At 72.3% G+C, this 24,718-nt stretch carries 21 protein-coding genes; 17 read left to right on the forward strand and 4 right to left on the reverse strand.

Annotated elements, in window-relative coordinates:
- Positions 1-135 precede the first annotated feature (135 nt).
- The 4 genes from ACRDTB_RS08690 to ACRDTB_RS08705 all read left to right on the forward strand — a co-directional run bounded on the left by ACRDTB_RS08690 (position 136) and on the right by ACRDTB_RS08705 (position 3,893).
- Entirely contained in the window at positions 136-675 is a 540-nt protein-coding gene (locus ACRDTB_RS08690; RefSeq protein WP_431429498.1) for an aromatase/cyclase, read from the forward strand.
- On the forward strand, positions 672-1,493 hold the full coding sequence (locus ACRDTB_RS08695; RefSeq protein WP_431429499.1) for an AMP-binding protein: 822 nt from the start codon (positions 672-674) through the stop codon (positions 1,491-1,493). The genes ACRDTB_RS08690 and ACRDTB_RS08695 overlap by 4 nt, the downstream gene beginning before the upstream one ends.
- The gene (locus ACRDTB_RS08700; protein ID WP_431429500.1) at positions 1,490-1,993 is read left to right on the forward strand and encodes a flavin reductase family protein; all 504 of its coding nucleotides are present in this window, start codon (positions 1,490-1,492) and stop codon (positions 1,991-1,993) included. The genes ACRDTB_RS08695 and ACRDTB_RS08700 overlap by 4 nt, the downstream gene beginning before the upstream one ends.
- 94 nt (positions 1,994-2,087) lie before the next feature.
- Entirely contained in the window at positions 2,088-3,893 is a 1,806-nt protein-coding gene (locus tag ACRDTB_RS08705) for an AMP-dependent synthetase/ligase (protein WP_431429501.1), read from the forward strand.
- Between the two features lie 215 nt (positions 3,894-4,108).
- On the opposite strand, the gene ACRDTB_RS08710 is transcribed toward ACRDTB_RS08705, so the two are convergent.
- Both ACRDTB_RS08710 and ACRDTB_RS08715 read right to left on the reverse strand, forming a co-directional pair.
- Complete coding sequence (locus ACRDTB_RS08710) at positions 4,109-4,939, reverse strand: enoyl-CoA hydratase-related protein (RefSeq protein WP_431429502.1); 831 nt, start codon at positions 4,937-4,939, stop codon at positions 4,109-4,111.
- 17 nt (positions 4,940-4,956) lie between these two features.
- Positions 4,957-5,526, reverse strand: a complete 570-nt coding sequence (locus ACRDTB_RS08715; protein ID WP_431429503.1) for a TetR/AcrR family transcriptional regulator — start codon at positions 5,524-5,526, stop codon at positions 4,957-4,959.
- A gap of 49 nt (positions 5,527-5,575) precedes the next feature.
- Here ACRDTB_RS08715 and ACRDTB_RS08720 point away from each other — a divergent pair, with 49 nt between their 5' ends.
- The 3 genes from ACRDTB_RS08720 to ACRDTB_RS08730 are packed head-to-tail and all read left to right on the forward strand — an operon-like array spanning position 5,576 to position 8,739.
- Entirely contained in the window at positions 5,576-6,748 is a 1,173-nt protein-coding gene (locus ACRDTB_RS08720; protein WP_431429504.1) for an FAD-dependent monooxygenase, read from the forward strand.
- Between the two features lie 35 nt (positions 6,749-6,783).
- Positions 6,784-7,470, forward strand: a complete 687-nt coding sequence (locus tag ACRDTB_RS08725; protein WP_431429505.1) for a M50 family metallopeptidase — start codon at positions 6,784-6,786, stop codon at positions 7,468-7,470.
- Between the two features lie 15 nt (positions 7,471-7,485).
- Positions 7,486-8,739 (forward strand): aldehyde dehydrogenase family protein, encoded by a 1,254-nt coding sequence (locus ACRDTB_RS08730; RefSeq protein ID WP_431429506.1) that lies wholly within the window; start codon positions 7,486-7,488, stop codon positions 8,737-8,739.
- A gap of 64 nt (positions 8,740-8,803) precedes the next feature.
- Here ACRDTB_RS08730 and ACRDTB_RS08735 read toward each other — a convergent pair whose 3' ends face one another.
- A complete protein-coding gene (locus tag ACRDTB_RS08735; RefSeq protein ID WP_431429507.1) occupies positions 8,804-9,823 on the reverse strand; it encodes a LacI family DNA-binding transcriptional regulator in 1,020 nt (339 codons plus the stop codon).
- Positions 9,824-9,980: 157 nt separating this feature from the next.
- On the opposite strand from ACRDTB_RS08735, the gene ACRDTB_RS08740 reads away from it, so the two are divergent.
- Positions 9,981-10,706 carry a cupin domain-containing protein gene (locus ACRDTB_RS08740; protein ID WP_431429508.1) on the forward strand — a complete coding sequence of 242 codons (726 nt, stop codon included), beginning with the start codon at positions 9,981-9,983 and terminating at the stop codon, positions 10,704-10,706.
- A gap of 8 nt (positions 10,707-10,714) precedes the next feature.
- On the opposite strand, the gene ACRDTB_RS08745 is transcribed toward ACRDTB_RS08740, so the two are convergent.
- Positions 10,715-13,018, reverse strand: a complete 2,304-nt coding sequence (locus ACRDTB_RS08745; protein ID WP_431429509.1) for a tetratricopeptide repeat protein — start codon at positions 13,016-13,018, stop codon at positions 10,715-10,717.
- A gap of 218 nt (positions 13,019-13,236) precedes the next feature.
- Here ACRDTB_RS08745 and ACRDTB_RS08750 point away from each other — a divergent pair, with 218 nt between their 5' ends.
- From ACRDTB_RS08750 to ACRDTB_RS08790, 9 genes are all read left to right on the forward strand, one after another.
- Entirely contained in the window at positions 13,237-13,527 is a 291-nt protein-coding gene (locus tag ACRDTB_RS08750) for a hypothetical protein (RefSeq protein WP_431429510.1), read from the forward strand.
- Positions 13,528-13,568: 41 nt separating this feature from the next.
- Positions 13,569-14,813, forward strand: coding sequence for a putative T7SS-secreted protein (locus ACRDTB_RS08755; RefSeq protein ID WP_431429511.1), 1,245 nt, complete (start codon positions 13,569-13,571; stop codon positions 14,811-14,813).
- Positions 14,814-14,827: 14 nt separating this feature from the next.
- A complete protein-coding gene (locus ACRDTB_RS08760; protein ID WP_431429512.1) occupies positions 14,828-15,313 on the forward strand; it encodes a hypothetical protein in 486 nt (161 codons plus the stop codon).
- Between the two features lie 237 nt (positions 15,314-15,550).
- A complete protein-coding gene (locus ACRDTB_RS08765; RefSeq protein WP_431429513.1) occupies positions 15,551-19,441 on the forward strand; it encodes a ThuA domain-containing protein in 3,891 nt (1,296 codons plus the stop codon).
- Between the two features lie 9 nt (positions 19,442-19,450).
- Positions 19,451-20,320, forward strand: a complete 870-nt coding sequence (locus tag ACRDTB_RS08770; protein ID WP_431429514.1) for an ABC transporter permease — start codon at positions 19,451-19,453, stop codon at positions 20,318-20,320.
- A 25-nt stretch (positions 20,321-20,345) separates the two neighbouring features.
- On the forward strand, positions 20,346-21,362 hold the full coding sequence (locus tag ACRDTB_RS08775) for an ABC transporter substrate-binding protein (protein WP_431429515.1): 1,017 nt from the start codon (positions 20,346-20,348) through the stop codon (positions 21,360-21,362).
- Between the two features lie 200 nt (positions 21,363-21,562).
- Complete coding sequence (locus ACRDTB_RS08780) at positions 21,563-22,348, forward strand: ABC transporter ATP-binding protein (RefSeq protein WP_431429516.1); 786 nt, start codon at positions 21,563-21,565, stop codon at positions 22,346-22,348.
- Positions 22,349-22,363: 15 nt separating this feature from the next.
- Positions 22,364-23,524, forward strand: a complete 1,161-nt coding sequence (locus ACRDTB_RS08785) for a Gfo/Idh/MocA family protein (RefSeq protein WP_431429517.1) — start codon at positions 22,364-22,366, stop codon at positions 23,522-23,524.
- A complete protein-coding gene (locus ACRDTB_RS08790; protein WP_431429518.1) occupies positions 23,524-24,675 on the forward strand; it encodes a dihydrodipicolinate synthase family protein in 1,152 nt (383 codons plus the stop codon). Before ACRDTB_RS08785 ends, ACRDTB_RS08790 begins: the two co-directional genes overlap by 1 nt.
- The last annotated feature ends 43 nt before the right edge of the window (positions 24,676-24,718 follow it).

Below are 24,718 nucleotides of genomic sequence, written 5' to 3' on the forward strand. Positions count from 1 at the left end.
AAGCCCGCTCGAAGCGGTCTCGAGCCGATCTTCGAGTCCTTTATGGATTCCGCGTCGACCTTTCCTCGACCGGCCCTCCAGAACCGGTGAGGAAACTCACAGGCAGGCGCTCACCGACCCGAGGGGGCGACGACCATGGCAGAGCTCAGAATTCGGACCACCCGGCACACCATCAGGGTTGCCGCGCCACCACAGCAGATCTACCAGCTGATCGCGAACGCCGACCGCTGGCCGCACATATTCGACTCGGTGCTCGCGGTCGAGCACATCGGCTGGGGCGGCTCCGGCGAACGCGTGCGGTTCTGGGGCACGTTCGGCGACCGGCGGGGCAGCTGGGTGTCGGCGCGAGAGGTCAACCCGAAACGGATGCAGCTGCGGTTCCGGCAGGAGCGGGCCGCGCACCCGCTGGCGTCGCTCGGCGGCGTGTGGATCGTGCGCCCCAAGGGAGCCGGCGCCCTGGTGGCACTCGACCACTACTACACGGTCGTCGACGACGACCCGGTCCACGTGCGGCACGTCGACGACATGATCGAGCACAACGGCACCAGCCTGCTCGCCGCGTTGCGCCGGGCCGCGGAGCTCGACGAGCCCGACCAGGGGTTCGACGAGATGTGGTCTCCGGACGGTCTGTACGTCGGCATGCCCGATGGCGTTGGGGGCGTGATCTCGCGATGACCACCCCGTTACGCCGCCGCGCCCCGCACGCCGACCTGCCCGTCGGATCCGCCGATGTGCTGCCCCGGCTCGCGGCCACCGCCTGGCCGCACCGCGCCGCGCTGCGTGCGGGCGCCCGCACCGTCACCTTCGCCGAGCTCGACCGGAACGTCTCGCGGCTCGCGTTCGGCCTGCGCCAGCTCCTCGGCGGCGACGGCGTGCCGGTCGTCGTGTCGGCCGCGCCCGGGCTCGACTTCCCGGCCGCGTTCCACGCCGTGCTGCGCAGCGGGAACGTGGCCGCGCCGGTCAACCCGCGGATGCCGGCAGCGACCTTCGCCGGGCTGCTGGACGCCGTCCGGCCGTGCGCGGTCGTGCTCGACCGCGCCATGTACGAGCGGGTCCGCCCGGTGCTCACCGCGCACGCCGGCCTGGAGCGGACGCTGCTGCTCGACGCGCCCGCGGGGCGCCCGGCCGGCCTGCTCACCTGCGCCGAGCTCGCCACCGGCGGCGCTCTGCTCGTCGAGCCGCGGGACCGGGACGAGTACGAGCTCGCCGTGCTGTCCGGCGTGGAGCGGCTCACCCACCATCGGCTCAAGGCACGCGCCGTGGCCGGCGCGGTCGCCGAGGGGCTGGGCACGCGGTCGGTGGTGCTCCACGCGACGCCCGCCCACGACCTGACCCACCTGGGCGCCGGCCTCGCCGCGGGCGCCACCCAGGTCCTGTTCGGCAACCCCGACCCGGTCTCCGCCGTGCGCGAGGCGGAGCGGATCGGGGCGACCCACCTGCACCTGCCCGGAGGTGTGCGAGCGATGCCGACCCGTCCGGCGGTGGCGTCATGATCACCACCGCCACCGTCTACCCCTGCTCGGTCCGCCACGCGATGGCCCACTGGCCGACCGGGATGGCGGTCGTCACGACCGCCGACCGGGACGGCTGGTGGTGGGGCTTCACCGCCAGCTCGGTCAGCCAGGTCTCCGAGCGCCCGCCGCTGGTCTCCGTCTGCCTCGACCGGGACGCCCGCTGCCGCCCGGTGTTCACCTCCGCGGACGCCTACGCCGTGCACGTGTTGCGCGCCGGCCAGGAGGAGCTCGCCGAGCGGTTCGCCGATGACGCCGCGAACGACTTCGACGGCATCGCGGTCGACTGCGGGTACGAGGACGTCCCGCTGCTGTCCGACGTCGCCATGCGGCTCGAGTGCCGGCCGGTCGACGCGATGCCGGCGGGGGACCACGTGCTGCTGCTCGGCGAGGTCGTCCGCGCCCGCACCGGCCCGCACGACCCGCTCGTGTACCTCGACCAGGGCTTCCGCCGGCTCGCCCGGCGCGACCGGGTCGCCTGACGCTGCGTATCGATGGGGCGACGTTCGTTGATCGCCTGCCAACAACAGGGGTAGCGTCCCAACGTCGTATACGCCCTGTTCACGGAGCGTGCAAATGAACTCCGCATCCCCGGCACTTTCCTTCCCCACTTTATGTGCGGCATTCCAGGAATTCGTCGCGAAGACACCAGACGCGGTCGTGCTCCGGACACCCGGCGACGCCGTGACCGTCACCTGGCGACAGTGGGACCAGCGGGTCCGCGCGATCGCCGCCGGGCTCGCCGCCCTCGGTGTCGGTCGGGGCGACACCGTCGGCCTCATGCTCACCAACCGGCCCGAGTTCCACCTGGCCGACACGGCCGCGCTGCACCTGGGCGCGGCGCCGTTCTCGGTCTACAACACGTCCTCGGCCGAGCAGATCACCTACCTGTTCGGCAACGCGGGCAACAAGGTTGTCTTCTGCGCCGCGCGGTTCCTGCCGCGGATCCGCGAGGCGTCCGCGTCGGTCGAGCACATCGTGTGCGTCGACGGTCCCGCCGAGGGCGCGATGTCGCTGGCGGAGCTGGAGTCCCGCGGCTCGCCCGACTTCGACTTCGAGGCCAGCTGGCGCGCGGTCGGGCCGGGTGACCTCGCGACGATCATCTACACGTCGGGCACGACCGGCCCGCCGAAGGGCGTCGAGCTGACCCACGCCAACGTGATCGCGGAGACCGACGCGACGCGGGCGGTGTTCGACGTGACGCCGGGGGACCGGGGCATCTCGTACCTGCCGGCCGCGCACATCGCCGATCGGGTCACCGCGCAGTACTTCGCGATCCTGTTCGGCATCCAGGTCACCTGCGTCGCGGACCTGACCAAGCTGGCCGAGGCGCTGCCGGACGCCCGCCCGCACGCGCTGTTCGCGGTGCCCAGGGTGTGGCAGAAGATCAAGGCCGCCATCGACGCCGGCATCGCGGCGGAGTCGGGTGCGAAGAGGCGGATCGCGGAGTGGGCGATCCAGGCCGGCATCCGGGCGGCGCGGGCGGAGCTGGCCGGCCGCAAGCTGCCGCCCGTGCTGGCGGCCGAGCACCGGCTGGCGGACAAGATCGTCCTGTCGAAGCTGCGTGCGAAGCTCGGGCTCGACGAGTGCCGGGCCCCGTCGTCGGGCGCGTCCGCGATCTCGCCGGACATCCTGGAGTTCTTCTGGGGCCTGGGCATCCGCATCTACGAGGTGTGGGGCATGTCCGAGACGGGCGGAGCGACCACGGCCAACACGCCCGGCCACACGAAGCTCGGCACGGTCGGGCGCGCGTTCCCCGGCATGGAGGTCAGGCTGGCCGAGGACGGCGAGCTGCTGACCCGCGGGCCGACCGTGATGCGCGGATACCGCAACGAGCCGGAGATGACCGCGCAGGCCGTCGACGCGGACGGCTGGCTGCGCACGGGCGACGTCGCGGAGATCGACGACGACGGGTACGTGACGATCGTCGACCGCAAGAAGGAGCTGATCATCAACGCGGCCGGCAAGAACATGTCGCCGTCCAACATCGAGAACGCGATCAAGTCGACCACGTCGCTGATCGGCCAGGTGGTCGCGATCGGCGACGACCGGCCGTACGTGGCCGCGCTCGTGGTCCTCGACCCGGACGCGGCGGCCGGTTTCGCGGCGCGGCACGGGATCTCGTCGGCCTCGCCCGCGGAGCTGGTCGCGCATCCCGAGGTCCGGGCGGCGGTGCTGGCCGGCGTGACGGCGGGCAACGAGAAGCTGGCCCGGGTGGAGCAGCTCAAGCGCATCCGGCTGCTGCCGACCGCATGGGAGCCCGGTGGCGACGAGCTGACCCCGACGATGAAGCTCCGCCGCAAGCCGATCGTGGAGAAGTACGCCCACGAGATCGACGCCCTCTTCGAGGAGACCCCCACCGACGAGGTCCTCCAGCCCTAACCCCGCGAGTCCAACGCTCGTGACCCGCGTGTCCAACGTTCCGGACCCGCGTGTCCAACGCTCCGGACCCGCGTGTCCAACGTTCCGGACCCGCGTGTCCAACGTTGCCGGATCCGCGTGTCCAACGCTCCGGACCCGCGTGTCCAACGCTCCGAACGTCGAACTCACGGGTCCCCGGTGTTGGACTCGCGGGTTCCCGGTGTTGGACTCGCGGGTCAGGTGCGCCAGGGGAGGTGGTCGGGGAGGTCCGTCGAGGGCTTGCCGGACCACCGTGGGTCGCGGTGTTGCAGGAAGGACACCACGCCTTCCATCGCGTCGGGGCTCGTCGCGCAGCCCGCGATCAGGCGGGAGTCCACCCGCTGCACCGGGAACGGCGAGTCCAGCGGGCTCATCCGGAACAGCAGCTGCCGCGTCACCGCCACCGACACCGGCGCCGTCCGCACGATCAGCTCGCGCGCCAGCTCGTACGCGCGGTCCAGCACCTCGTCGGGCTCGTGCACCGACGTCACCAGCCCGGCCGCGAGCGCCTCGGACGCGTCGAACACCCGGCCGCTCACCATCCAGTCCAGCGCCCGCCCGAGACCCACCAGCCGCGGCAGGAACCACGTCGACGCGCCCTCCGGGTACAGCCCGCGCCGGACGAACACGAACCCGAACCGCGAGTCCGTGGACGCCAGCCGGAAGTCCGCCGGCAGGATGATCGTCGAGCCGGCGCCCACGGCCGCGCCGCGCAGCGCCGCGATCACCGGCTTGCTCATCGCGAAGATCCGCATCGAGCACCGGCCGGCCGGCTCGTCCCAGGTGTCCGGGTCCGACGCCGCCGGGTCCAGCCCGCCACCGGAGAGGTCCGCGCCGACCGTGAAGTCCTTGCCCGCGCCGGTCAGCACGGCCACCCGCACGTCGTCGTCGCGGTCCGCCCGGTCGAACGCGTCCGCGAGCTCGTCGGCCATCCGCACGGTGTAGCCGTTGCGTGCCTCCGGTCGGTTCAGGGTGACGGTCGCGATCCGGTCGGCGACCGCGTACTCGATGTGCTCATAGGCATCCACACCGCAGACGCTATGCGTCACCGCAGGGCCGTCGCCAGCATGTCCCGGCACGCCGCCTCGAGCTCGGCGTCGGACAGCCGGTCCGCGCCGACGCCGGCGACCTGGTGGAACAGCAGCCCGTCGACGTAGGCCACCAGCGCCTGCCCCCGCCGCCGCGGCTCGCCCGCCCCGGCCGCGGCGAGCATCGTCTCGGCCATCGCCCGGAAGCCGCGGCCGAACTCGGTCATCCTCGCGCGCAGCTCGGGCCGGCGCGTCGACTCCAGGCTCAGCTCGTAGCGCGCGAGCGTGCGCTCCCGCCCGGTGGTCAGCCAGCGCCGCATGACCACCGCCAGCAACGCGGTCAACTCGTCCAGGTCCGCGAGGCCGCCCACGTCCGGCAGCTCGCCGATGTCCGCGATGTCCAGCTCCGCCATCCGCGCCAGCGCCGCGAACAGCAGCGCCTCGCGGGTGCGGAAGTAGTAGGAGGTCGAGCCCTCCGGCAGGGCGGCGGCCCGGTCCACGGCGCGATGCGTAAGGCCACGCATGCCCGCGCGTGCGATCGTGACGATGGTCGCATCGGCGATGAGAGCGCGTCGGTCGCTTGCCACGTGCACACTCTACGGATGTAGAGTTCACTACAATTGTAGAGGAGGCGGTATGGCGGAGCGAACGGCGGTGATCGTCGGCGGGGGAATCGGCGGGATGGCGGCCGCGGCCGGGTTGCACCGGCGCGGCTGGACGGTGCGAGTGCTCGAGCAGGCCGGCGCCTTCACGGAGGTCGGGGCGGGGATCTCGGTGTGGCCCAACGCCTTCCGGGCGCTGGCGGCAGTCGGGGTGACCGGCTCGCTCGGGGCCGGGCCCATCGGCGTGGCCGGGGGGCTGCGGGACTGGCGTGGGCGGTGGATCGTGCGGATGGACGACACCACCGACGCAACGCGGCACACCGGCGCCGCTGTCGTCGCGCACCGGGCCCAGCTGCTCGACGCGCTGCTCGACCAGGTGCCGCCGGAGTGCCGGATGGCCGGCGTACCGGTTCGCGCGGTACGGCACGCCGGCCACCGGGCGGTGGTCTCCCACGACGGCGGCGAGCTGGACGCGGACCTCGTCGTCGGGGCCGACGGCGTGCGCAGCGCCGTCCGGAGCTCGCTGTGGCCCGACGCCGCGCCGCCCGTGTACGCCGGGCAGACGGCGTGGCGGATCGTCATGCCCCGCCCGGAGTCGCAGGCGGCGCCGGGCGCGCGGGCCTGGGCGGAGACGTGGGGACCGGGTGGCGTGTTCGGCATGTTCCCGATGTCGCAGGACCGGATCTACTGCTACGCCACGGCCACCGTGCCACCCGGCGGGCACGGTCCGGACGGCGAGCTCGCGGAGCTGCGCCGGCGGTTCCGGGACTGGTGCGACCCGATCCCGGCGGTGCTCGCCGCCGCGCGCCCGGAGCACGTGCTGCGCAACGACATCTACTACCTGCCCCGGCTGCCGGCCTACGTCGACGGCCCGGTCGCGCTGGTCGGTGACGCCGCGCACGCGATGACGCCGAACCTCGGCCAGGGCGGCTGCCAGGCGCTGGAGGACGCGGCGGCGCTCTCGGTGCTCGCCGGCACCGAGCCGGACCTCGCCGTGGCGCTGCGCCGCTACGACGAGCTGCGCCGGCCGCGGACCCAGCAGCTGTGGCGGCGCTCGCTGCTTGGCGGCACGGTGGCGCACCTGGTGCCGGCGCCGCTGCGGGTGGCGCGCAACGCGGTGCTGCGCGCGGTGCCGCGGTCGCTGTTCCTGCGGTCGCTCGCCCAGCCGTTCTCCTGGCGACCGCCGGCCGAGATCGTCACGAAGTAACAGCGATCAGACCCGGAGTGTGGTCAGCTGGTCCGGTGTGGAGGGACCTGCTCGCCGGCATCGAGCGTGATCCGCAGACGATGGTCCTGGTCACGGCCGGTCTGGCCCTGGTCGTCGTGGCGATCTCGTGGCTGTGGCGGCCGGCCCGCAACGTGATCACGATCGTGCACGAGGCGGGCCACGCGCTCGTCGCGTTGCTGGTCGGGCGGCGGCTGGCGGGCATCCGGCTGCACTCCGACACGTCCGGGCTCACGGTCACGAAGGGCAAGCCGTACGGGCCGGGCATGGTGTGCACGGGCCTCGCCGGCTACATCGCGCCCTCGCTGCTCGGCCTCGGGTTCGCCGCGCTGCTCGGGGTGGACCGGGTGACCGAGCTGCTGCTGGTCTGCGCGGTGCTGCTGATCGGTGTGCTGCTCGTGGTGCGCAACGCGTTCGGGATCCTGTCCGTGCTGGTCACCGGCGCGGTGCTGGTCGTCGTGTCGAGGTGGGCGCCGGTGGAGGTGCAGGCGCCGTTCGCGCACCTGATCATGTGGTTCCTCCTGCTCGGCGGCATCCGGTCGGTCGGCGACCTCCAGGGGCTGCGCCGCCGTGGCCGGGCCCGGGACTCCGACGCCGACCAACTCGCCCGGCTGACCGGCGCGCCCGGGCTGTTCTGGGTGGCTGCGTTCATGATGATCAACCTGGGCTGCCTGGTGCTCGCGGTCGGGTGGCTCGTGATGTGAGGCAGACTGGTACCTATGTCGGTGCTGGACGCTTCCACTTCCACGGTCGCCGAGGCGGTCACCGCGTGCGCGGCGGCCGCCCACTCGGCCGCGCCCGCGCTCGCGGGCGCGGCCGACGAGGTCATCGACGGTGCACTGGCTGCGATGGCGGCCAACCTGACCGCCGCCCGGCAGGCGATCCTCTCGGCCAACGACGTCGACATCGAGGCCGCCGAGAGGTCCGGGATGAGCCGCGGCCTGCTCGACCGCCTCCGGCTGACCGACGAGCGCCTGGCCTCGATGGCGTCCGCGCTGGAGCTGCTGGCGTCGGCGCCGCACGCGACCCGGTCGGTCGAGCTGGGCGAGCTTCCCGGGGGCCTGCGCCTGGTCGAGCGGCGGCGCCCGGTGGGCGTGATCGGTGCCAACTACGAGGCCCGCCCGAACGTCACGGTCGACGTGGCGTCGCAACTGGTCAAGTCCCGCAACGCCGGCGTGCTGCGCACCGGGTCCGCGGCCCTGGGGTCGGCCACCGAGCTGGTCCGCTCGGTCGTGGCGCCCGCGCTGTCCGCGGTGGACCTGGACCCGGCGGCGATCCAGCTGGTGCCGCGCGCGGACCGGGCGGCCGCGTCCGCGCTCGTGCGGCTGCCGTCGCTGGTGCCGCTGGTGATCCTGCGGGGTAGCGGCGACTCGACCCGGTCGCTGGCGCTGGAGGCCGCCCAGCAGGGCGTGCGCACGCTGGCCCATGCGGACGGCGGCGGCGTGCTGTACCTGGACGCCGACGCGGACCTGTCGCTCGGCGTGGACGTCATCCGGCGCAGCGTCGACCGGCTCGGCGTGTGCAACCGGCTGAACCTGCTGCTGATCCACTCCGCGGTGTACGACGAGGCGCTCCCGCTGGTGCGCTCCGCACTGTCCGAACTGGACATCCGGCTGTCGCTGCCCCCGCACGACCACGCGGTGGGCTACGAGTGGGCCCTGGACCCCGACCGCGAGGCGACGGTGACCGTGCTGCCGGTGCCCTCACCCGCCGAGGCGGTGCGAGTGTCCAATGAGGAGACCTCCGGCCTGGCGGCTTGCATCGTGACCAGATCGGCGTCGACGGCCGAGGAGTTCATGGCGGTGTACGGGGGCACGGGCGTGTTCTGGAACGCCCCGACCCGCCTGCTGGACGGCTTCAAGATGCTGGGTGTCCCGGAGACGGGCATCAACCTCGACAAGGTCCCCGGCCCCCGCGGCCCGGTCACCTACCCCGACCTCTGCCTACGCCAATACGCCGTCCTCCCCACCTGACCCGCCCGCGGGTCACAAATGCCGGACTCGCGGGTTCGGAGTGTTGGACTCGCGGGTCGAGGGGTTAGGGCTCGTGGGGTGGGGCGAGGGACTCGCGGTGGACGAGGGTGGCGGCTACCTCCTCGACCCGGGGGGTCGGGTGCTGGGCGTCGAGGGCCAGGCCGATCGCGCGGGCGCCGATCTCCACCAGCGGCAGGCGGACCGTCGTCAGGGCCGGGGTGACGTCGCGGGCGATGGGCATGTCGTCGAAGCCCACCACCGACACGTCGCCGGGCACGGACAGGCCGCGGTCGCGCAGCACGGACAGCGCGCCGATGGCCATCGAGTCGTTCAGGGCGACTATCGCGGTCAGGCGGGGGTCCGCGTCCAGCAGCGCCTCGGTCGCCGCCGCGCCGCCGTCGCGGTCGAAGGACGCGTACTCGACGCGGCGAGCCGGCAGCGTGCGGCGATGCTCGCGGGCCGCTCGCCGCAGGCCGGCCAGGCGATCGGTCGTCGTGGTCAGCTGCTTCGGGGCGGCCACCACGCCGACGTGCCGGTGCCCCGCGGCGAACACCGCCGAGCCGATCAGGTACCCGCCCTCCTCGTTCGCCGGCATCACCGCGTCGCCCGCCAGCTTGTGCCGGCCCACCACCGACACCCGCCCGCCCGTAGCCATGTACGCGGACAGCTTCGCGTTCAGCGACTTCGTGAACGCCGGGTCGTGGTAGCCCGACCCGGCCAGGATGATGGCCTCGACCTGGTGCGCCCGCAGCAGCTCGACGTACTCCAGCTCGCGGTCGGGGTCGCGGTAGGAGTTGCAGATGATCACCAGCCGGCCCTGCTCGGACGCGACCCGCTGCAGGCCGCGGGTGATCTCGGCGAAGTACGGGTCGGACACGTCGTGGACGATCACGCCGACGGTCGTCCGGTGCGAGCGGGCGAGCAGCTGTGCGTGCGCGTTCGGCACGTACTGCAGCTCCCGTACCGCGCGCAGCACTCGCTCGCGCAGCTCCTCGGACACGATCTTGGGGCTGCCGTTCACGATCCGTGACACGGTCGCCGCCGAGACCCCCGCCCGGCGAGCGACGTCGGCGAGCGTTGCCATGCCACCTCCAGCCGTTGACGCCCGGCTCCCACGGGCCTAGCGTCAGACTACAAGGAAAGCCCTTTCCTCGTGCCTGGAGGCGTCATGCCCGCCTACCCGCGACAAGTGTTCACCGAGATCATCGCAGATGACAAGGTGGCCGCGCCGAGGTGTACCGATGCGTGATCCACTGCCCGGCGGCGTCGGGGTCTCGCGACTCTGCGTCTACGACACGGTCACCCCGGACGGCCTGCCCGGCGGCACCCCGCACATCCACCTGTGCTGCACCGAGGCCTACGTCGTCACCGGCGGGCGTGGGTCCGTGCAGACGCTGTCCGGGCGGGGCTTCGCCGAGCACGAGCTGCGCGCGGGGGCGGTCCTGTGGTTCACTCCCGGCACGGTCCACCGGCTGGTCAACGAGTCCGACCTGACCATCGTGGTCGTCATGAGCAACTCCGGCCTCCCCGAGGCGGGCGACGCGGTGCTCACTTTTCCGCCCGAGGTCCTCGCCGACCCGGACTGGTACGCGGCGGAGTCGGCGCTGCCGGGCGGCGGCGCACCCGGCACCGACGTCACCACCGCGTACCGCCGCCGCGACCGCGCGATCGAGGGCTTCCAGGAGCTCCGCGCCGCGGTCGAGCGGCACGGCCCGCGCGCCATGACGGAGTTCTACGCCGCGGCGGCCGCGCTCAAGCGCCCGCTGCTGGACCAGTGGCGCACCCGCTGGGAGGACGGCGCGTACCGGTCGGCCCAGTCGACTGGCGTGCAGCTCGACGCGCTGGCCCGGGGCGACACGAGCCACCTCCGGGACGCCCGCGTCAACGCCCTCCAGCGGCCAACCGAGGAGGGCCGGCTCGGCATGTGCGGGCTACTCGACACCTACGTCCCCGGACACCACACCTAACGCGGCGGTCAGGCGCCCTGGATCGACGCCGCCTCGGGGTCGCCGAGCTCGGTGAGGATCGCGTGTGCCTGGCGTAGCTGCTCGCGCGCGTCCTCCTCCCGGCCGAGCGCCGCCAGCGCGCGCCCGAGGCTGTGCCGCACCCGGCCCACGCTGCGGCGGTCGCCGACGGCCACGTGCAGGGCCAGGGCCCGCTCGTAGTAGTCCACCGCCTCCTCGTGGCGATCCGTGTCGTGGTACAGGTCGCCGAGGGTGCCGAGGGTGTAGCGCGAGCCCGGCGGGTCCGACTCCTGTTGCAGCGCAAGCGCTTGGCGCAGCTGGTCGATCGCCTCCTCGGGGCGACCGAGCAGCCGCAGGCCGTCGCCGAGGTTGTTGCGGGCGAGCGCCTCGCCCTGCGGGTCCCCGCTGTCACCGAACAGCTCGATCGCCCGCCGCAGGTGGTCGACGGCGGCGGCCGGGTCACCGTGGTCGATGTGGGTCACGCCGACGTTGTTGAGGCACCACGCCTGCCCGTAGGTGTGGCCGAGCTCGGCGAACAGGTCGGCCGCGGCCATGCAGCACTCGATCGCCTCCTGGGCCCGGTGCAGGTCGCCGTACACCACGCCGAGTCCGTTGAGGACGGTCGCCTCACCGCGCCGGTCGCCGGACTCGCGCACGGCCTCCAGCGCTACCTGGTGGGTGGCCAGCCAGTCCGCCCAGTGGCTGCGCAGGTAGAAGAACCGCAGCAGCACCGCGGGCAGCTGCCAGGACAGCGAGGTCAGCCCGGCGGCCGCGGCGGCGTGCACGGATGCGACCAGCGTGGCGCGCTCGGCCTCAAGCCAGCCGAGCGCCTCGTCGTGCCCGCCGAACGTCAGTGCCTCACCGTCCAGTGTGGACAGCTCGAACGTGCGGCGGCGGTTGGGCTCCAGGGTCTGCACGGCGTTGTCGACCGCGTGCAGCAGCCAGGTCAGGCACCGCCCCAACGCCTCGGTGCGTGACTCGTCCGGGAGGTCGCCGGCGTACTTGCGGAGCAGGTCGTGGAAGCGGTACCGACCCGCGGTCCGCTGCTGCAGGAGGTGCTCGTCGAGCAGTGTCTCCAGCACCACGCCGGCCTCCTCGACGCTCAGACCGGCCAGCGCGGCCGCGGACCGCGCGGTGAAGTCCGTCCCCGGGTGCGAGCCGAGCAGCCGGAACATCCGCTGCGCCACCGGGGGGAGGCTCTGGTACGACAGCTCGAAGCTGCTCGCCGCCGTGCTGCCCTGCTCCTCGTGCGCGGCGAGCAGGTCGGCGAGGTCGGCGAGCTGCCAGGCGGGCCGGGCCCGCAGCCGGCGGGCGGTGAGGGCGAGCAGCAGCGGCAGGTGGCCGCACTGCTCGGCGACCCGCCGGGCACCGGTCGGGTCGGCGCGTACCCGGTCGCGGCCGGCCACCCGGGACAGCAGCTCGGCGGCCTCGCCGGGGGAGAACACGTCCAGCGGCAGGTGCAGCGCGCCGTCGAGGTCGAGGTAGCGCCGGGTCGTGATCAGCACCAGACAGCCGGGCTGGCCGGGCAGCAGCGGCAGCACCTGGTCCGGCTCCGCGACGTTGTCGAGCAGCACCAGCCCGCGCCGGCCGGCGAGGCGGTCGCGGTAGAGCATCGCGCGCTCGGCGGTGTTCGTCGGGATGCGCGGGCCCGGGACGCCGAGCAGGCGCAGGAACGCCTCGAGCGCGTCGGCGGGCTCGGCGGGCCGCTGGTGCGGGTCGAAGCCGCGCATGTCCGACCACAGCTGGAATCCGTCGAACCGGCCCTCCCGGACCAGCCCGTGGGCCGCGTGCACGGCGAGCCGGGTCTTGCCGACGCCGCCCATCCCCTCGATCGCGACGACCGTGACGGCCGGGTCGTGGTCCGCGTGCGCGACGAGCTCGCGCAGCCGGCCGAGCTCGGCGTCCCGGCCGGTGAACTCGCCGATGTCCATCGGCAGCTGGCGGTAGGCGGCGTGCGCGGCCTCGCCGCCGGCGAGCCCGCGCCACGCCGTCCGCCAGCGGGACAACCGGGCCGCCTGCTCGTCCTCGGGTGTGCCGCACGCGGTCAGGCACGCGCCGACGAACGAGTCCACGAAGCTCATCCGGGGCATGCGCGGCAGCGTCTTGCCGGTCAACACGTGCGAGATCGTGCTCACCGGGAGCACGTCGACGAGGTCCCCACCCGGTGTCCGCGTGCGGCCGGCCAACCGGCGCAGCTGACGCAGCGACGGCTCTCCGGCCCACCGGCGCAGCTCGCTCAGCCGATCGACGAATTCGGCTGGTGTCGACGCCGAGCCCGGATCCGGCTCACCGTCGGAATGAACAAGATCGTCCACTGTCCGAGGAGCGTAGCCGGGTGGCGCGCCGGGCGTCCAGTGGTGTCCAAGAGCGTCCAATTCCGTCCAATCCGCTCCGTACGGGATCCGACCGTCGTGGGGACCGGTCGGATTCGGGCGACTCGGAAACGCAGCGTGGACCAGCGCAGCCTCGAGGCACGGCTTGGCGGCACGGCCTCCAGGCAAGGGAATCCACACGGGAAGTAAGGGTGATCATCATGGACGGCTTCGGGTTCGACGTGATCCCGGACGACCTGCACACGGCCGCGAGCGGCATTGACGACGCCGTCGGCCAGATCGGTGCGGCGATCGTCCGCGAGATCGGCGGCGGCACTGACTACGGCCACGACGGCCTGCACGGCGCGCTCACCGAGTTCCTCTCCGCCACCCACGGCCACCTCGACGGCTGCCAGCGAGAGGCCGGCATGGCCGGTGCGGCGCTGCGGATGAACTCCGGCACCTACACCGGGACCGACGGGCGCCAGGCCGGCGTGTTCGGGGGTCGGTGATGGGAGCCGAGCTCGGAGGGACGAGCGACCCGAGGGAGCTGGTGCCCGGCTCACCGGAGACCGTCGAGCAGAACGCCGAGGCGCTCGGCAAGTTCGGCCAGAGCGCCGGCACTGTGGGCGACGACCTCGGCAAGGTCGACGTCGCGTCGTGGAGTGGTGAGGCGTACAACAAGTTCTTCGGCCGGTTCGCCCAGGAGCCGCCGAAGTGGCGCGACGCGGGCGACGCGCTCGGCACGGCGAGGTCACAGCTCACGGGGCATGCGGAGACGTTGCGCTGGGCGCAGTCCCAGGCCCGCGAGGCCATCGCGATGTGGGAGCGCGGAGAGGCGGCCACCAAGCAGGCCAAGGACGAGCACGACAAGGCGGTGACGGTGGCGAACGCGGCCGGCGGGGGCTCCGCGTCGCCGCTGCAGCCGTTCAACGACCCGGGCGAGAAGGTCCGCCAGGAAGCCCAGGAACTGCTCAACCGCGCCCGCACCCAGCTGTCCGAGGCCGGCAACGGCGCGGCGGGGGCGCTGCAGGGGCTGATGGGGAAGCTCACGCCGAAGAACAGCAGCGGGGACGCCAAGGGCAAGGGTCCGAACGCCGGCTGGACGTGGGTGAACCCGAAGCTGGCCGTCGACGACGACGGTCTCGGCACAAACAAGTACGGCACGAACAACGCCGAGGGCGAGGCGAAGAAGGCCGCCAACCGCGGGGACTTCGTCTTCGGCGGCGGGGTCAAGGGGCACGCCAACCTGGTGGATGGCACGCTCACCGGCAAGACTGAGATGGCCGGGGTCGACCTGTCCGGCAAGGCGACCGGGAACGTCGGAGCCACGGGCAGCGCTGTCGCCGCGGTCACCCAGGACGGCGCAAAGATCGGCGTCGCCGGCAACATCGGCGCGGGCGGCATCGCCGAGGGCAAAGCGAACTGGGGGATCATCGGTGCCACCGGCAAGGGCACCGCGTTCGTCGGCGCCGAGGGCGAGGCGAACCTGACCGCCGGCAAGGAGGGCATCCAGGGGCAGGCGGGCGCGTTCGCCGGGGCGAAGGCCGGCGGCTCGCTCGGTGGCGACGTGGGCGGGCTCGGCGCGGGCGTGGCCGCGGAGGGCTGGGCCGGCGCGGGCGCGGAGGCCGAGTTCGACCTCGGCAAGGGCGACGACGGCAAGTGGCACATCGGCGGCCACGCCGGGGTCGGGCTGGGGCTCGGCGGCAAGGTCGGCGGCGAGGTCACCATCGACCCGCCCAAGATCGGCGACACGATAGGCAAGGCCGGTAAGGCCATCGGCGGCCTCTTCGACTGACGGGAGATATCGAGATGGCAACCACACTGCCCGTTCCCATCGAGTTCGAGCTGCCGCCGGGCTGGGTCGCGGCCCCGCCCGACGAGCTGGGCGCGCCGGGCGCGGCGTTCGTCGCGCTGCACCCGGACGTGCGGTCGAGCGGCTTCACCGCGAACATCACCATCGGCGGTGAGTACCGCATGGACCCGGCCACGCTCGCCGACATCGCCGACGAGTCGGTGGAGACGCTCGCCGGGGCCGCCACGGCGGCGACGCTGGCCTCCCGCAACGAGTTCGGCGACCCCGACGCGCCGGGGCTGACCCAGCTCGTGCGCATCCGGGATGAGGTCGGCGGCATCGAGCGGGCGCTGGCCCAGTGCCAGGTGTACCTGTCGATGTCCGATGTGGACGACGACCGTCGGCGCGTGGTCCTGCGGCTCGCGCTGACCGCGACCGAGGACCAGATCCGCGACGTCATCGCCGACTTCCAGCGGTTCGTGTCCAGCATCCGCCCCGAGTAGACCGCGTGACCCATGGTCGCACTCCGCAACCGGCCGTTAGTGCCAGGAAGGCGTCCTTCACGGCGCTGAGCGTCTGTATGGCGTCCTTCCTGGCACTACCGGCGCGGGCGCCGCCTCCGCGGCCATAGCGCTACGCGACCGCACGGCCACAGGAAAGCCCTTGCCTACGCATGCCTGGACATTTAGGCTGCTTGGGAAAGCGCTTGCCTGGCATCGTGGCCCCGGCTGGAGGACATCGTGCGCAAACGGTCATACGTCATCGCGTTCGTCGCGGCCCTGTTGCTCGGGACCTTCGTGACCACCCCGACCGCCGCAGCGCAGGCGCGGTTCAACGTGCTGGTCTTCTCGAAGGTCAACGGCTTCTACCACGACTCCATCCCCGCGGGGCAGCAGGCGATCACCGAGCTCGGCGCCGAGCACGACTTCGGCGTGACGGTCTCCGACGACCCCGCGCTGTTCACCGACGACGGCCTGGCCGCCTTCGACGCGGTGGTCTTCAACAACACCAACAGCCGCAACGGGCCCATCCTCGACGCGGCCCAGCGTGCGGCCTTCGAGCGCTACATCCAGGGTGGCGGCGGGTACGCCGGCATCCACTCCGCCAGCGGCACCGAGTACGACTGGGCCTGGTACGGCGAGCTCATGGGTGCCTTCTTCAAGGTCCACCCCGCGATCCAGCCGCTCAGGATCGAGGTCGACGACCGCGTGCACCCGTCCACGAAGGACCTGCCGCGGGTCTGGGAGCGCACCGAGGAGCCCTACGACTTCGTCGCCAACCCGCGCGGCAACGTGCACGTCCTCGCCAGCTACGACACCCGCAGCTACACCGGTCACACCATGGGCGCCGACCACCCGATCGCCTGGTGCCAGGACTTCGAGGGCGGCCGCTCCTGGTACACCGGCCTCGGCCACTCCATCGAGGCATACAGCGAGCCGGCCTTCCGGGCGTACCTGCTCGGCGGCATCGAGTGGGCGGCCGGCGCTGCGGCGGGAGACTGCGGGCCGACCGACGACGAGCGCTGGGAGAAGATCCAGCTCGACGCGAACACCGACGACCCGCTGGACATGGACATCGACTCGGCCGGCCGGGTGTTCTACGTGCAGCGCGGCGGGGCGGTCAACATGTACGACCCGCAGGCGCGCCTGACCCGGCCACTGGCCACGCTCGACGTGCTGGTCGAGCACACGCACGGCATGCACGGCATCACCCTCGACCCGGGGTTCGACACCAACCACTTCCTGTACCTGTACTACTCACCGCTCGACGACCCGGTGAACCGGATCTCCCGGTTCACCTTCGACGAGGCCGCCGGCACGATCGACCTGGCGAGTGAGCGGACGCTGATCGAGTTCGCCTCGCAGCGCGAGCTCAACGCCCACGAGGGCGGCGGCATGGACTTCGACTCCGCCGGCAACCTCTACATCGCCACCGGTGACAACTCCACGCCGTGCTGCAGCGGCTTCGGGCCCATCGACGAGCGGCCGGGCCAGGAGCCGGGCGACGCGCAGCGCTCGTCCGCCAACACCAACGACCTGCGCGGCAAGATCCTGCGCATCCACCCCGAGTCCGACGGCACCTACACCATCCCCGAGGGCAACCTGTTCGCGCCGGGCACGGCCAAGACCCGGCCCGAGATCTACGTGATGGGCAACCGCAACCCCTACCGGCTCCACATCGACCCCGAGACCGACTGGCTGTACTGGGGCGAGGTCGGTCCGGACGCGCAGGCCGATGACCCGGCCCGCGGCCCGATGGGCTACGACGAGTTCAACCAGGCCAAGTCCGCCGGCAACTACGGCTGGCCGTACTGCATCGGGCCGAACAGGTCCTATGTGGACTACGACTTCGCCACCGGCGCCTCCGGCGCGCCGTTCGACTGCGCGGGCGGCCCGGTGAACGACTCGCCCAACAACACCGGGCTCACCCAGCTCCCGCCCGCCCGCGGCGCCTGGCTGCCCTACCCCTACGGCACGTCCGCGGACTGGCCGGAGCTCGGCTCCGGCGGCCGGCTCGCGATCGGCGGCCCGGCCTACCACTTCGACCCGGACCTGGCGTCGGAGACCAAGCTGCCGCGGTACTACGACGACACGATCTTCGTCGCCGAGTGGACGCGCAACGCGCTGTTCGAGGTCAAGCTCGACGGGGAGGGCAACGCCCAGTCCATCAACAGGTTCCTGCCGCACGAGGAGTTCCTGCGCCCGATCGACCTGGAGCTCGGCCCGGACGGCTCGATGTACGTCATCGAGTGGGGCAGCAACTACGGCGGCTCGGGCCGTGGCGACCCGAACTTCGACTCCAGCATCTACAAGATCAACTATGTCCGGCCGGGTGAGCGGTCGCCGCAGGCGCAGGGTGCCGCCACGCCGACCTCCGGCCAGGCGCCGCTCGCGGTCGAGTTCTCCTCCGCCGGCTCGGCCGACCCGGACGAGGGCCAGGAGATCACGTTCGCCTGGGACTTCGACGGCGACGGCACGACCGACTCCACCGAGCCGAACCCGAGCCACACCTACACCGCCAACGGCGACTACCTGGCGCGGCTCACCGTCACCGACTCGACCGGACGCTCCACGGTGGCCAACATCCCGATCACCGTGGGCAACACCGCGCCGACGCTGACCCTCCAGGCACCGCTGGACGGCCAGGTCTTCGACTGGGGTGAGCAGGTGCCCTTCCAGCTCGCGGTGACCGACCCCGAGGACGGGTCCACCGAGGACGGCACGATCGACTGCCAGCAGGTGGTCACCCAGCCCGCGCTCGGCCATGCCCAGCACGGCCATCCGCTCGAGCAGTACCGCGGCTGCACGGGCGCCATCGAGACGATCATCGACGACGGCCACACGCCGAACGACAACATCTTCTACATCGTCGATTCGGCGTACACCGACCGCGGCGGCAACGGTGTCGCGCGGCTGGAAGGTGGTGACTCGGTCATCCTGCAGCCGCGGCACAAGGAGGCCGACCACTTCACCAGCTCGTCCGGGGTCGAGCTGGCGCCCAACAACGAGGGTGGCGGCGCGGCGCTCGTCGGGAACATCTCCGACGGCGACTGGGTGAGCTACGAGCCGGTCAACCTCGCGAACGTGCCGGCGATCCGGTTCCGCGTCGCCAGCGCCGGGGCGGGCGGCACGATCGAGATCCACCAGGGCTCGCCCGACGGCCCGGTGCTCGGCAGCGTCGAGGTCCCGGTGACCGGCGGCTGGCAGACGTGGACCGAGGTCACCGCGCCCGTCACCGACCCGGGCGTGAGCCACGAGCTGTTCCTCGTCGCGCGCAACCCGGGTGTCGCCGAGGATCTGTTCAACATCGACTGGCTGGAGTTCGTGTCGCCGGTCGAGGTGTCGGGACTGGTCGTGCCGACGCCGATGGGCGCCGGCGAGCAGGGCACGGCGACCGTCGACCTCACCAACCGCACGAGGAAGAACGTCCGCGCAACGGTCGAGCTGGACGTGCCGCCGGGCTGGTCCACCTCGCCGGTCCAGGCGAAGGCGAAGAAGGGTGAGACGGTCCAGGTCCGGGTGCCGCTGACCGCGCCGGCGGGCGGCGTGAGCACCGGTCCGGTCGCCGAGGCGGACATCACCGCGCACGCGACCGGCGCGGCGGGGGTGTCGGTGGGCGGCCAGCCCACCGCTCACACCTACGTCACGCCACCGGTGTCCACCGCGGTGTACGCGCTCGACGCGGGCACGGCGGAAAGCCCGCTGCTGGACGGTTACCAGCGGCTCGACCCGGCGGTCGGCTACAGCGAGGAGACCGGGTTCGGCTGGGCGGCGAACGCCGGGCCGCAGGCACGCGACCGCGGCGCACCGGACGCGCTGCGCCGGGACATGGTGACCTCGCGGGAGCCCGCGACGCTGAGCTTGCGCATTCCGGCCGGAGAGCACACGGTGTCCTTGTTGCGTGGAGACGCCTCGTTCGCCGCGCAGCCGCTGGTTGTCACCGTCGACGGCGAGCGGGTGGTCGACGGTGGGGTGCCGGTGGGCACCAACCAGTGGGGCTGGGATCAGTTCACTGTGGACGGTGGAGCGGAGGGCCGCACCGTTGATCTCACGTTCAGCATCGACAGCTCCGAGTTCTGGCGGGTCAACGCGATCTACGTGGCCGGCACGGCGGCGAGGGCGGCGTCGTAGGTGTCCAGCGTGGTGACCCCGAAGGAGTCCCCGCCGGCGGGGCGGGTGTCGGCGCCAACGCCCTCCCCGCCGCGGCGGCTCGACATCGGCGGGCGGCTGCTGCGCCTCGGCGAGGCGTTGTGGCGCCCGGCGATCCTGCTCGGGCTGGTGTTCTTCGTCTGGTGGTTCGCGGCCGACCGGGAGTGGGTGGCGAACTACCTGGTGCCCAGGCCGGGCCAGGTGTGGGACACGATCATGACCGACTGGGCGTCGCTCATGCACCACACGTACGTCACGCTCTACGAGACGGTCATCGGGTTCGCGCTCGCCACCGTGCTGGGCCTGGCGACCGCCGTGCTGATCGCGTACTCGCGCACGATGGACAAGGCGCTGTACCCGATCGTCCTGTTCGCACAGGTGATTCCGAAGATCGCGATCGCGCCGCTGCTGGTGGTGTGGTTCGGCAACGGGCTCGCGCCGAAGATCATCCTCGCGGTGCTGATCGCGTTCTTCCCGGTCGTCGTCTCCGGCGTCGCGGGGCTGCGCTCGACCGACCCGGAGCTGCTCGACCTGTCCGCGACGATGGGCGCGAGCCGGTGGAAGACGTTCCGCAAGATCCGGTTCCCCAACGCGCTGCCGCATCTGATGGCCGGTGAGAAGGTCGCGGTGACGCTCGCGGTCGTCGGCGCGGTGGTCGGCGAGTTCGTGGGCGCGAGCGAGGGGCTTGGCTACGTCCTGTTGCTGGCCAACGGAAACCTCGACTCCGCACTGCTGTTCGCCGCGCTGATCCTGATGTCGCTCATCGGCATCCTGCTGTTCGTCGTGGTGGAGGCGGCCGAGGCGCTGCTCATCCCGTGGCACGCCAGCCGCCGTTCCGCCACGCCGCTGACCACCTCGTGAACGTGTCATGAAAAGAGGGCTAGCCATGAAACGCCTGCTCATCGGCACCGCCGCCGCGACCTTGCTGCTCGGTGCCTGCGCGCCCGGCAGCAACCCCGACGAGCCGTCGGGAGGCGGTGGTGGTGGCGGCGACAAGGTGACGCTGACCCTGAACTGGGTGCCCTACGGCGAGCACGCCCCGTTCTACTACGGCGTCGAGCAGGGCTTCTACGCCGACGAGGGCATCGACCTGGAGATCAAGCCGGGCAACGGATCCGCCACGGTGATCAAGCAGGTCGCGCAGAACCAGACGACGTTCGGCTGGGCGGACACGCCGCCGCTGCTGAACGGGATCGCGTCCGGCATGCCGGTGAAGAGCGTCGGCGTGTTCCTGCAGAAGGGCCCGGCGTCGCTGGAGTTCCTGTCCGAGCAGAACATCAGCGAGCCGGAGGACCTGAAGGGCAAGACGGTCGGCGGCACGCCGGGCGACGCGATGTACGCGACGTTCCCCGCGTGGCTCAAAGCCAACGGCATGGCCGAGAGCGACGTGCAGGTCGTCAACATGGACGCGGCCAACAAGATCGCGCAGCTGGCCGAGGGGCAGGTCGACGCGATCATGGGCTTCTTCCACGACCAGGGCCCGACGATCGAGGCGCGCACCGGCAAGAAGGTCGACTACCTGCTCTACGCGGACTCCGGGCTGAACATGCTCGGCACCGGGATCGTCGTGAACGACGAGACCCTGTCGGGGAAGAAGGATCTGGTGACCCGGTTCGTCCGGGCCACGCAGAAGTCGTGGTCCGAGGCGATCGAGGACATCCCGGCCGCGGCGAAGGCGATGGCCGACCTGGCGGAGAACGAGCCGCCGGAGGACGTGCTCGTCAAGCAGCTCGGGCTGGCGGAGCCGTTGCTGCAGCTGGACACCGCCGGCACGCCGGGCGTGAACACCGAGGAGCAGTGGAGCGGCACGATCGACCTGATGACGCAGTACGCCGAGCTCGCCGACGCGGGTGAGCCGTCGGAGTACTGGGACGGCTCCCACGCAAAGGCCCCCGGCTCATGACTTCGCGAGTCCAACGTTCCCGACCCGCGAGTCCAACGTTCCCGACCCGCGAGTCCAACGCTCCCGACCCGCGAGTCCAACGTTGCGAGCCCGCGAGTCCGACATTCACATCGCTCGCACCTCGTTCGGAACGCACAACTCACCGGTCCGGAGTGTTGGACTCGCGGGTTGCGGGCGTTGGACTCGCGGGGGGAGGGGGCATGACCGGGACGATCACGGGGACGGCTGTTGAGGTCGCGGAGCTGACCGTGCGGTTTCAGTCGAAGCGGTCGGCCACCTCGGCGCTTGAGGACGTCACCATGCGGGTCGAGGCCGGCGAGTTCGTCAGCATCGTCGGACCGTCCGGGTGCGGGAAGTCCACGCTGCTCAAGGCGGTCGCCGGGCTGGTGAGGCCGACCAGTGGCTCGATCAGCCTGCTCGGTACGCCGGTCACCCGCCCGCAGCAGAACATCGGGTTCGCGTTCCAGCGGGCCGCGCTGCTGGAGTGGCGCGGGGTACGCAAGAACATCCTGCTGCAGGCCGAGATGCGCGGCATGAACCGCACGGAGGCCGCCGCCCGGGCGGACGAGCTGATCGAGCTGACCGGCCTCACCGGGTTCGAGAAGGCCTTGCCGCACGAGCTGTCCGGCGGCATGCAGCAGCGGGTGGCGTTGTGCCGGGCGCTGCTCCACGCGCCGCCCGTGCTGCTGATGGACGAGCCGTTCGGCGCGCTCGACGCGCTGACCCGCGAGGCGCTGAACACCGAGCTGAACCGGATCTGGCGGGAGACCGGCACGACGATCCTGCTGGTCACTCACTCGATCGCGGAGGCGGTGTTCCTCGGTACCAGGGTGGAGGTGATGAGCCCGCGTCCGGGTCGGCTCATGCGGACGCTGCCGGTGGGGCTGCCGGCGGAGCGGGACTACGCGCAGGTGATGACCGACCCCACGTTCGGCACGCTGACGCGCGAGATCCGCCAGTTGCTGGGCTCGCACGAGAGCCACTAGGTAGAGGAGCGGACTATGACCAGCAGCACCGGCCGGCGGTCGATCGGCATCGTGCTCAACGGCGTGACGGGCCGCATGGGGTACCGGCAGCATCTGGTGAGGTCGCTGCTGGCGATCCGTGCCGACGGTGGCCTGCCGCTTCCGGACGGCACGCTGCTGTGGCCGGAGCCGGTGCTGGTCGGCCGCAACGAGCGCAAGCTCGCGGACATCGCGGGACGGCACGGACTGTCGGACTGGACGACCGACCTGCACACCGCGCTGGCGCGCGACGACGTGTCGGTCTACTTCGACGCGCTCACCACGCAGCGGCGCGAGAAGGCGATCTCGGCGGCGATCGAGGCGGGCAAGCACGTCTACACCGAGAAGCCGCTCGCGATGGACCTCGAGGGCGCGCTCGCGCTGACCCGTGCCGCGGTGGCGGCCGGCGTGCGGCACGGGGTCGTGTCGGACAAGATCTTCCTGCCCGGGCTGCGCAAGCTGAAGCGGTTGGTGGACGGCGGCTTCTTCGGCCGGGTGCTGTCGGTGCGCTGCGAGTTCGGCTACTGGGTGTTCGAGGGGGACTGGCAGGCGGCCCAGCGTCCGTCGTGGAACTACCGGCGCGAGGAGGGTGGCGGGATGGCGCTGGACATGTTCCCGCACTGGAACTACGTGCTGGAGCACTTGTTCGGCAGGGTTCGCGCGGTGCAGGCGACGCTGCGCACCCACATCCCGCGCCGCTGGGACGAGGAGGGCACCGAGTACGCGGCCACCGCCGACGACGCGGCGTACGCGATCTTCGAGCTCGACGGGGGCATGGTCGCGCAGGTCAACTCGTCGTGGTGCGTGCGGGTGTACCGCGACGAGCTCGTCCAGTTCCAAGTGGACGGTACGCACGGCAGCGCCGTCGCCGGCCTGCGGCACTGCCGGGCGCAGTCGCGCGCGACGACGCCGCGGCCGGTGTGGGACCCGGACCTGCCACCGGACGTCGAGCAGCGCGGCGCCTGGTCCGAGGTGCCGGACAACGAGCCGTTCGACAACGGGTTCCGCGTGCAGTGGGAGGCGTTCCTGCGCCACGTCGTCGCGGGCGAGCCGTTCCCGTGGGACTTCGCCGCGGCGACCCGTGGGGTGCAGCTGGCCGAACTGGGCATGCGGGCCGCCCGCGAGGGGCGGCGGATCGAGATCCCGGAGCTGGCGTGATGGATACCGTCGTGCTTCCGGGCGGGCGCCGGTACGAGGTGCGGGGTGGCCCGTCGTTCCCGGGCTGCGCGCCGGCGCGCTCGCGGGTCGCCTACGCGGCCGCGCACGTGGTGGCGGATCCCTTGGCGGAGAACGTGCCCGGCGCGCCGGCCGTGCTGGACTGGGACGCCACGCTGGCGTTCCGGCGGCACCTGTGGCGGCACGGGCTGGGCGTCGCGGAGGCGATGGACACCGCGCAGCGGGGGATGGGGCTGGACTACCCGGCGGTGCGCGAGCTGGTGCGGCGCAGTGCCGCCGAGGCCCGGTCGGCCGGCGGCCGGATCGTGGCCGGGGTGGGCACCGACCAGCTGCCGCCGGGCCCGGCCACGCTCGCCGGCGTGCTCGACGCCTACCGGGAACAGCTGGCCGACGTGGTGTCCGCCGGGGCGGTGCCGGTGCTGATGTGCAGCCGGCACCTCGCCGCGGCCGCGCACGGCCCCGACGACTACCTGTCGGTATACTCGACGCTGCTGTCCGAAGTGGACTCTCAGGTGCTGCTGCACTGGCTTGGCGCGGTGTTCGACCCGGCTCTGGAGGGCTACTGGGGTGCGGCCGACGTGCCGGAGGCCGCGGATACCCTGCTGACCCTGCTGAAGGAGCACTCGTCCGTTGTGGACGGTGTGAAGGTGTCGTTGCTGGAAGCGGACTTCGAGGTCGCGCTCCGCAGGCGGCTGCCGCCCGGGGTGCGCATGTACACCGGGGACGACTTCGGCTACCCGTCGCTGATCGAGGGCGACTCGCTTGGTCACTCGGACGCGCTGCTGGGCGTGTTCGCGGCGATCGCACCGGTCGCGGGCCGCGCGCTCGCCGCGCTGGACGCCGGTTCGGTCGCGGAGTTCCGTGCGCTGCTGGACCCGACCGTGCCGCTGGCCCGGCACCTGTTCGCCGCGCCGACGCCGTTCTACAAGACGGGGATCGTGTTCCTGTCCTGGCTCGCCGGCCACCAGGACCACTTCACGATGGTCGGCGGCCTGCAGTCCGGCCGCTCGCCACGGCACCTCGGCGAGCTGCTGGTGCTGGCGGACGAGGCGGGTCTGCTGCCGGACGCCGCACTGGCCGCGGCCCGCGCCCGCGCGTTCTTCGCCACGTGCGGGGTGGGGGTGGGCCGGTGACCGGCCAGGAAGGACGCCTTCCGGACACCCAGCGTCCGGAAGG

The organism is Actinophytocola sp. (assembly GCF_050699935.1).
Classification (GTDB): Bacteria; Actinomycetota; Actinomycetes; order Mycobacteriales; family Pseudonocardiaceae; genus Actinophytocola.

What these genes read in the sequence shown, in the direction of transcription:
- ACRDTB_RS08690 (WP_431429498.1), top strand. Translation starts at nt 136, where the DNA reads ATGGCAGAGCTCAGAATTCGGACCACCCGGCACACCATCAGGGTTGCC.
- ACRDTB_RS08695 (WP_431429499.1), top strand. Translation starts at nt 672, where the DNA reads ATGACCACCCCGTTACGCCGCCGCGCCCCGCACGCCGACCTGCCCGTC.
- ACRDTB_RS08700 (WP_431429500.1), top strand. Translation starts at nt 1,490, where the DNA reads ATGATCACCACCGCCACCGTCTACCCCTGCTCGGTCCGCCACGCGATG.
- ACRDTB_RS08705 (WP_431429501.1), top strand. Translation starts at nt 2,088, where the DNA reads ATGAACTCCGCATCCCCGGCACTTTCCTTCCCCACTTTATGTGCGGCA.
- ACRDTB_RS08720 (WP_431429504.1), top strand. Translation starts at nt 5,576, where the DNA reads ATGGCGGAGCGAACGGCGGTGATCGTCGGCGGGGGAATCGGCGGGATG.
- ACRDTB_RS08730 (WP_431429506.1), top strand. Translation starts at nt 7,486, where the DNA reads ATGTCGGTGCTGGACGCTTCCACTTCCACGGTCGCCGAGGCGGTCACC.
- ACRDTB_RS08735 (WP_431429507.1), bottom strand. Translation starts at nt 9,823, where the DNA reads ATGGCAACGCTCGCCGACGTCGCTCGCCGGGCGGGGGTCTCGGCGGCG.
- ACRDTB_RS08740 (WP_431429508.1), top strand. Translation starts at nt 9,981, where the DNA reads ATGCGTGATCCACTGCCCGGCGGCGTCGGGGTCTCGCGACTCTGCGTC.
- ACRDTB_RS08750 (WP_431429510.1), top strand. Translation starts at nt 13,237, where the DNA reads ATGGACGGCTTCGGGTTCGACGTGATCCCGGACGACCTGCACACGGCC.
- ACRDTB_RS08760 (WP_431429512.1), top strand. Translation starts at nt 14,828, where the DNA reads ATGGCAACCACACTGCCCGTTCCCATCGAGTTCGAGCTGCCGCCGGGC.
- ACRDTB_RS08775 (WP_431429515.1), top strand. Translation starts at nt 20,346, where the DNA reads ATGAAACGCCTGCTCATCGGCACCGCCGCCGCGACCTTGCTGCTCGGT.
- ACRDTB_RS08780 (WP_431429516.1), top strand. Translation starts at nt 21,563, where the DNA reads ATGACCGGGACGATCACGGGGACGGCTGTTGAGGTCGCGGAGCTGACC.
- ACRDTB_RS08785 (WP_431429517.1), top strand. Translation starts at nt 22,364, where the DNA reads ATGACCAGCAGCACCGGCCGGCGGTCGATCGGCATCGTGCTCAACGGC.
- ACRDTB_RS08790 (WP_431429518.1), top strand. Translation starts at nt 23,524, where the DNA reads ATGGATACCGTCGTGCTTCCGGGCGGGCGCCGGTACGAGGTGCGGGGT.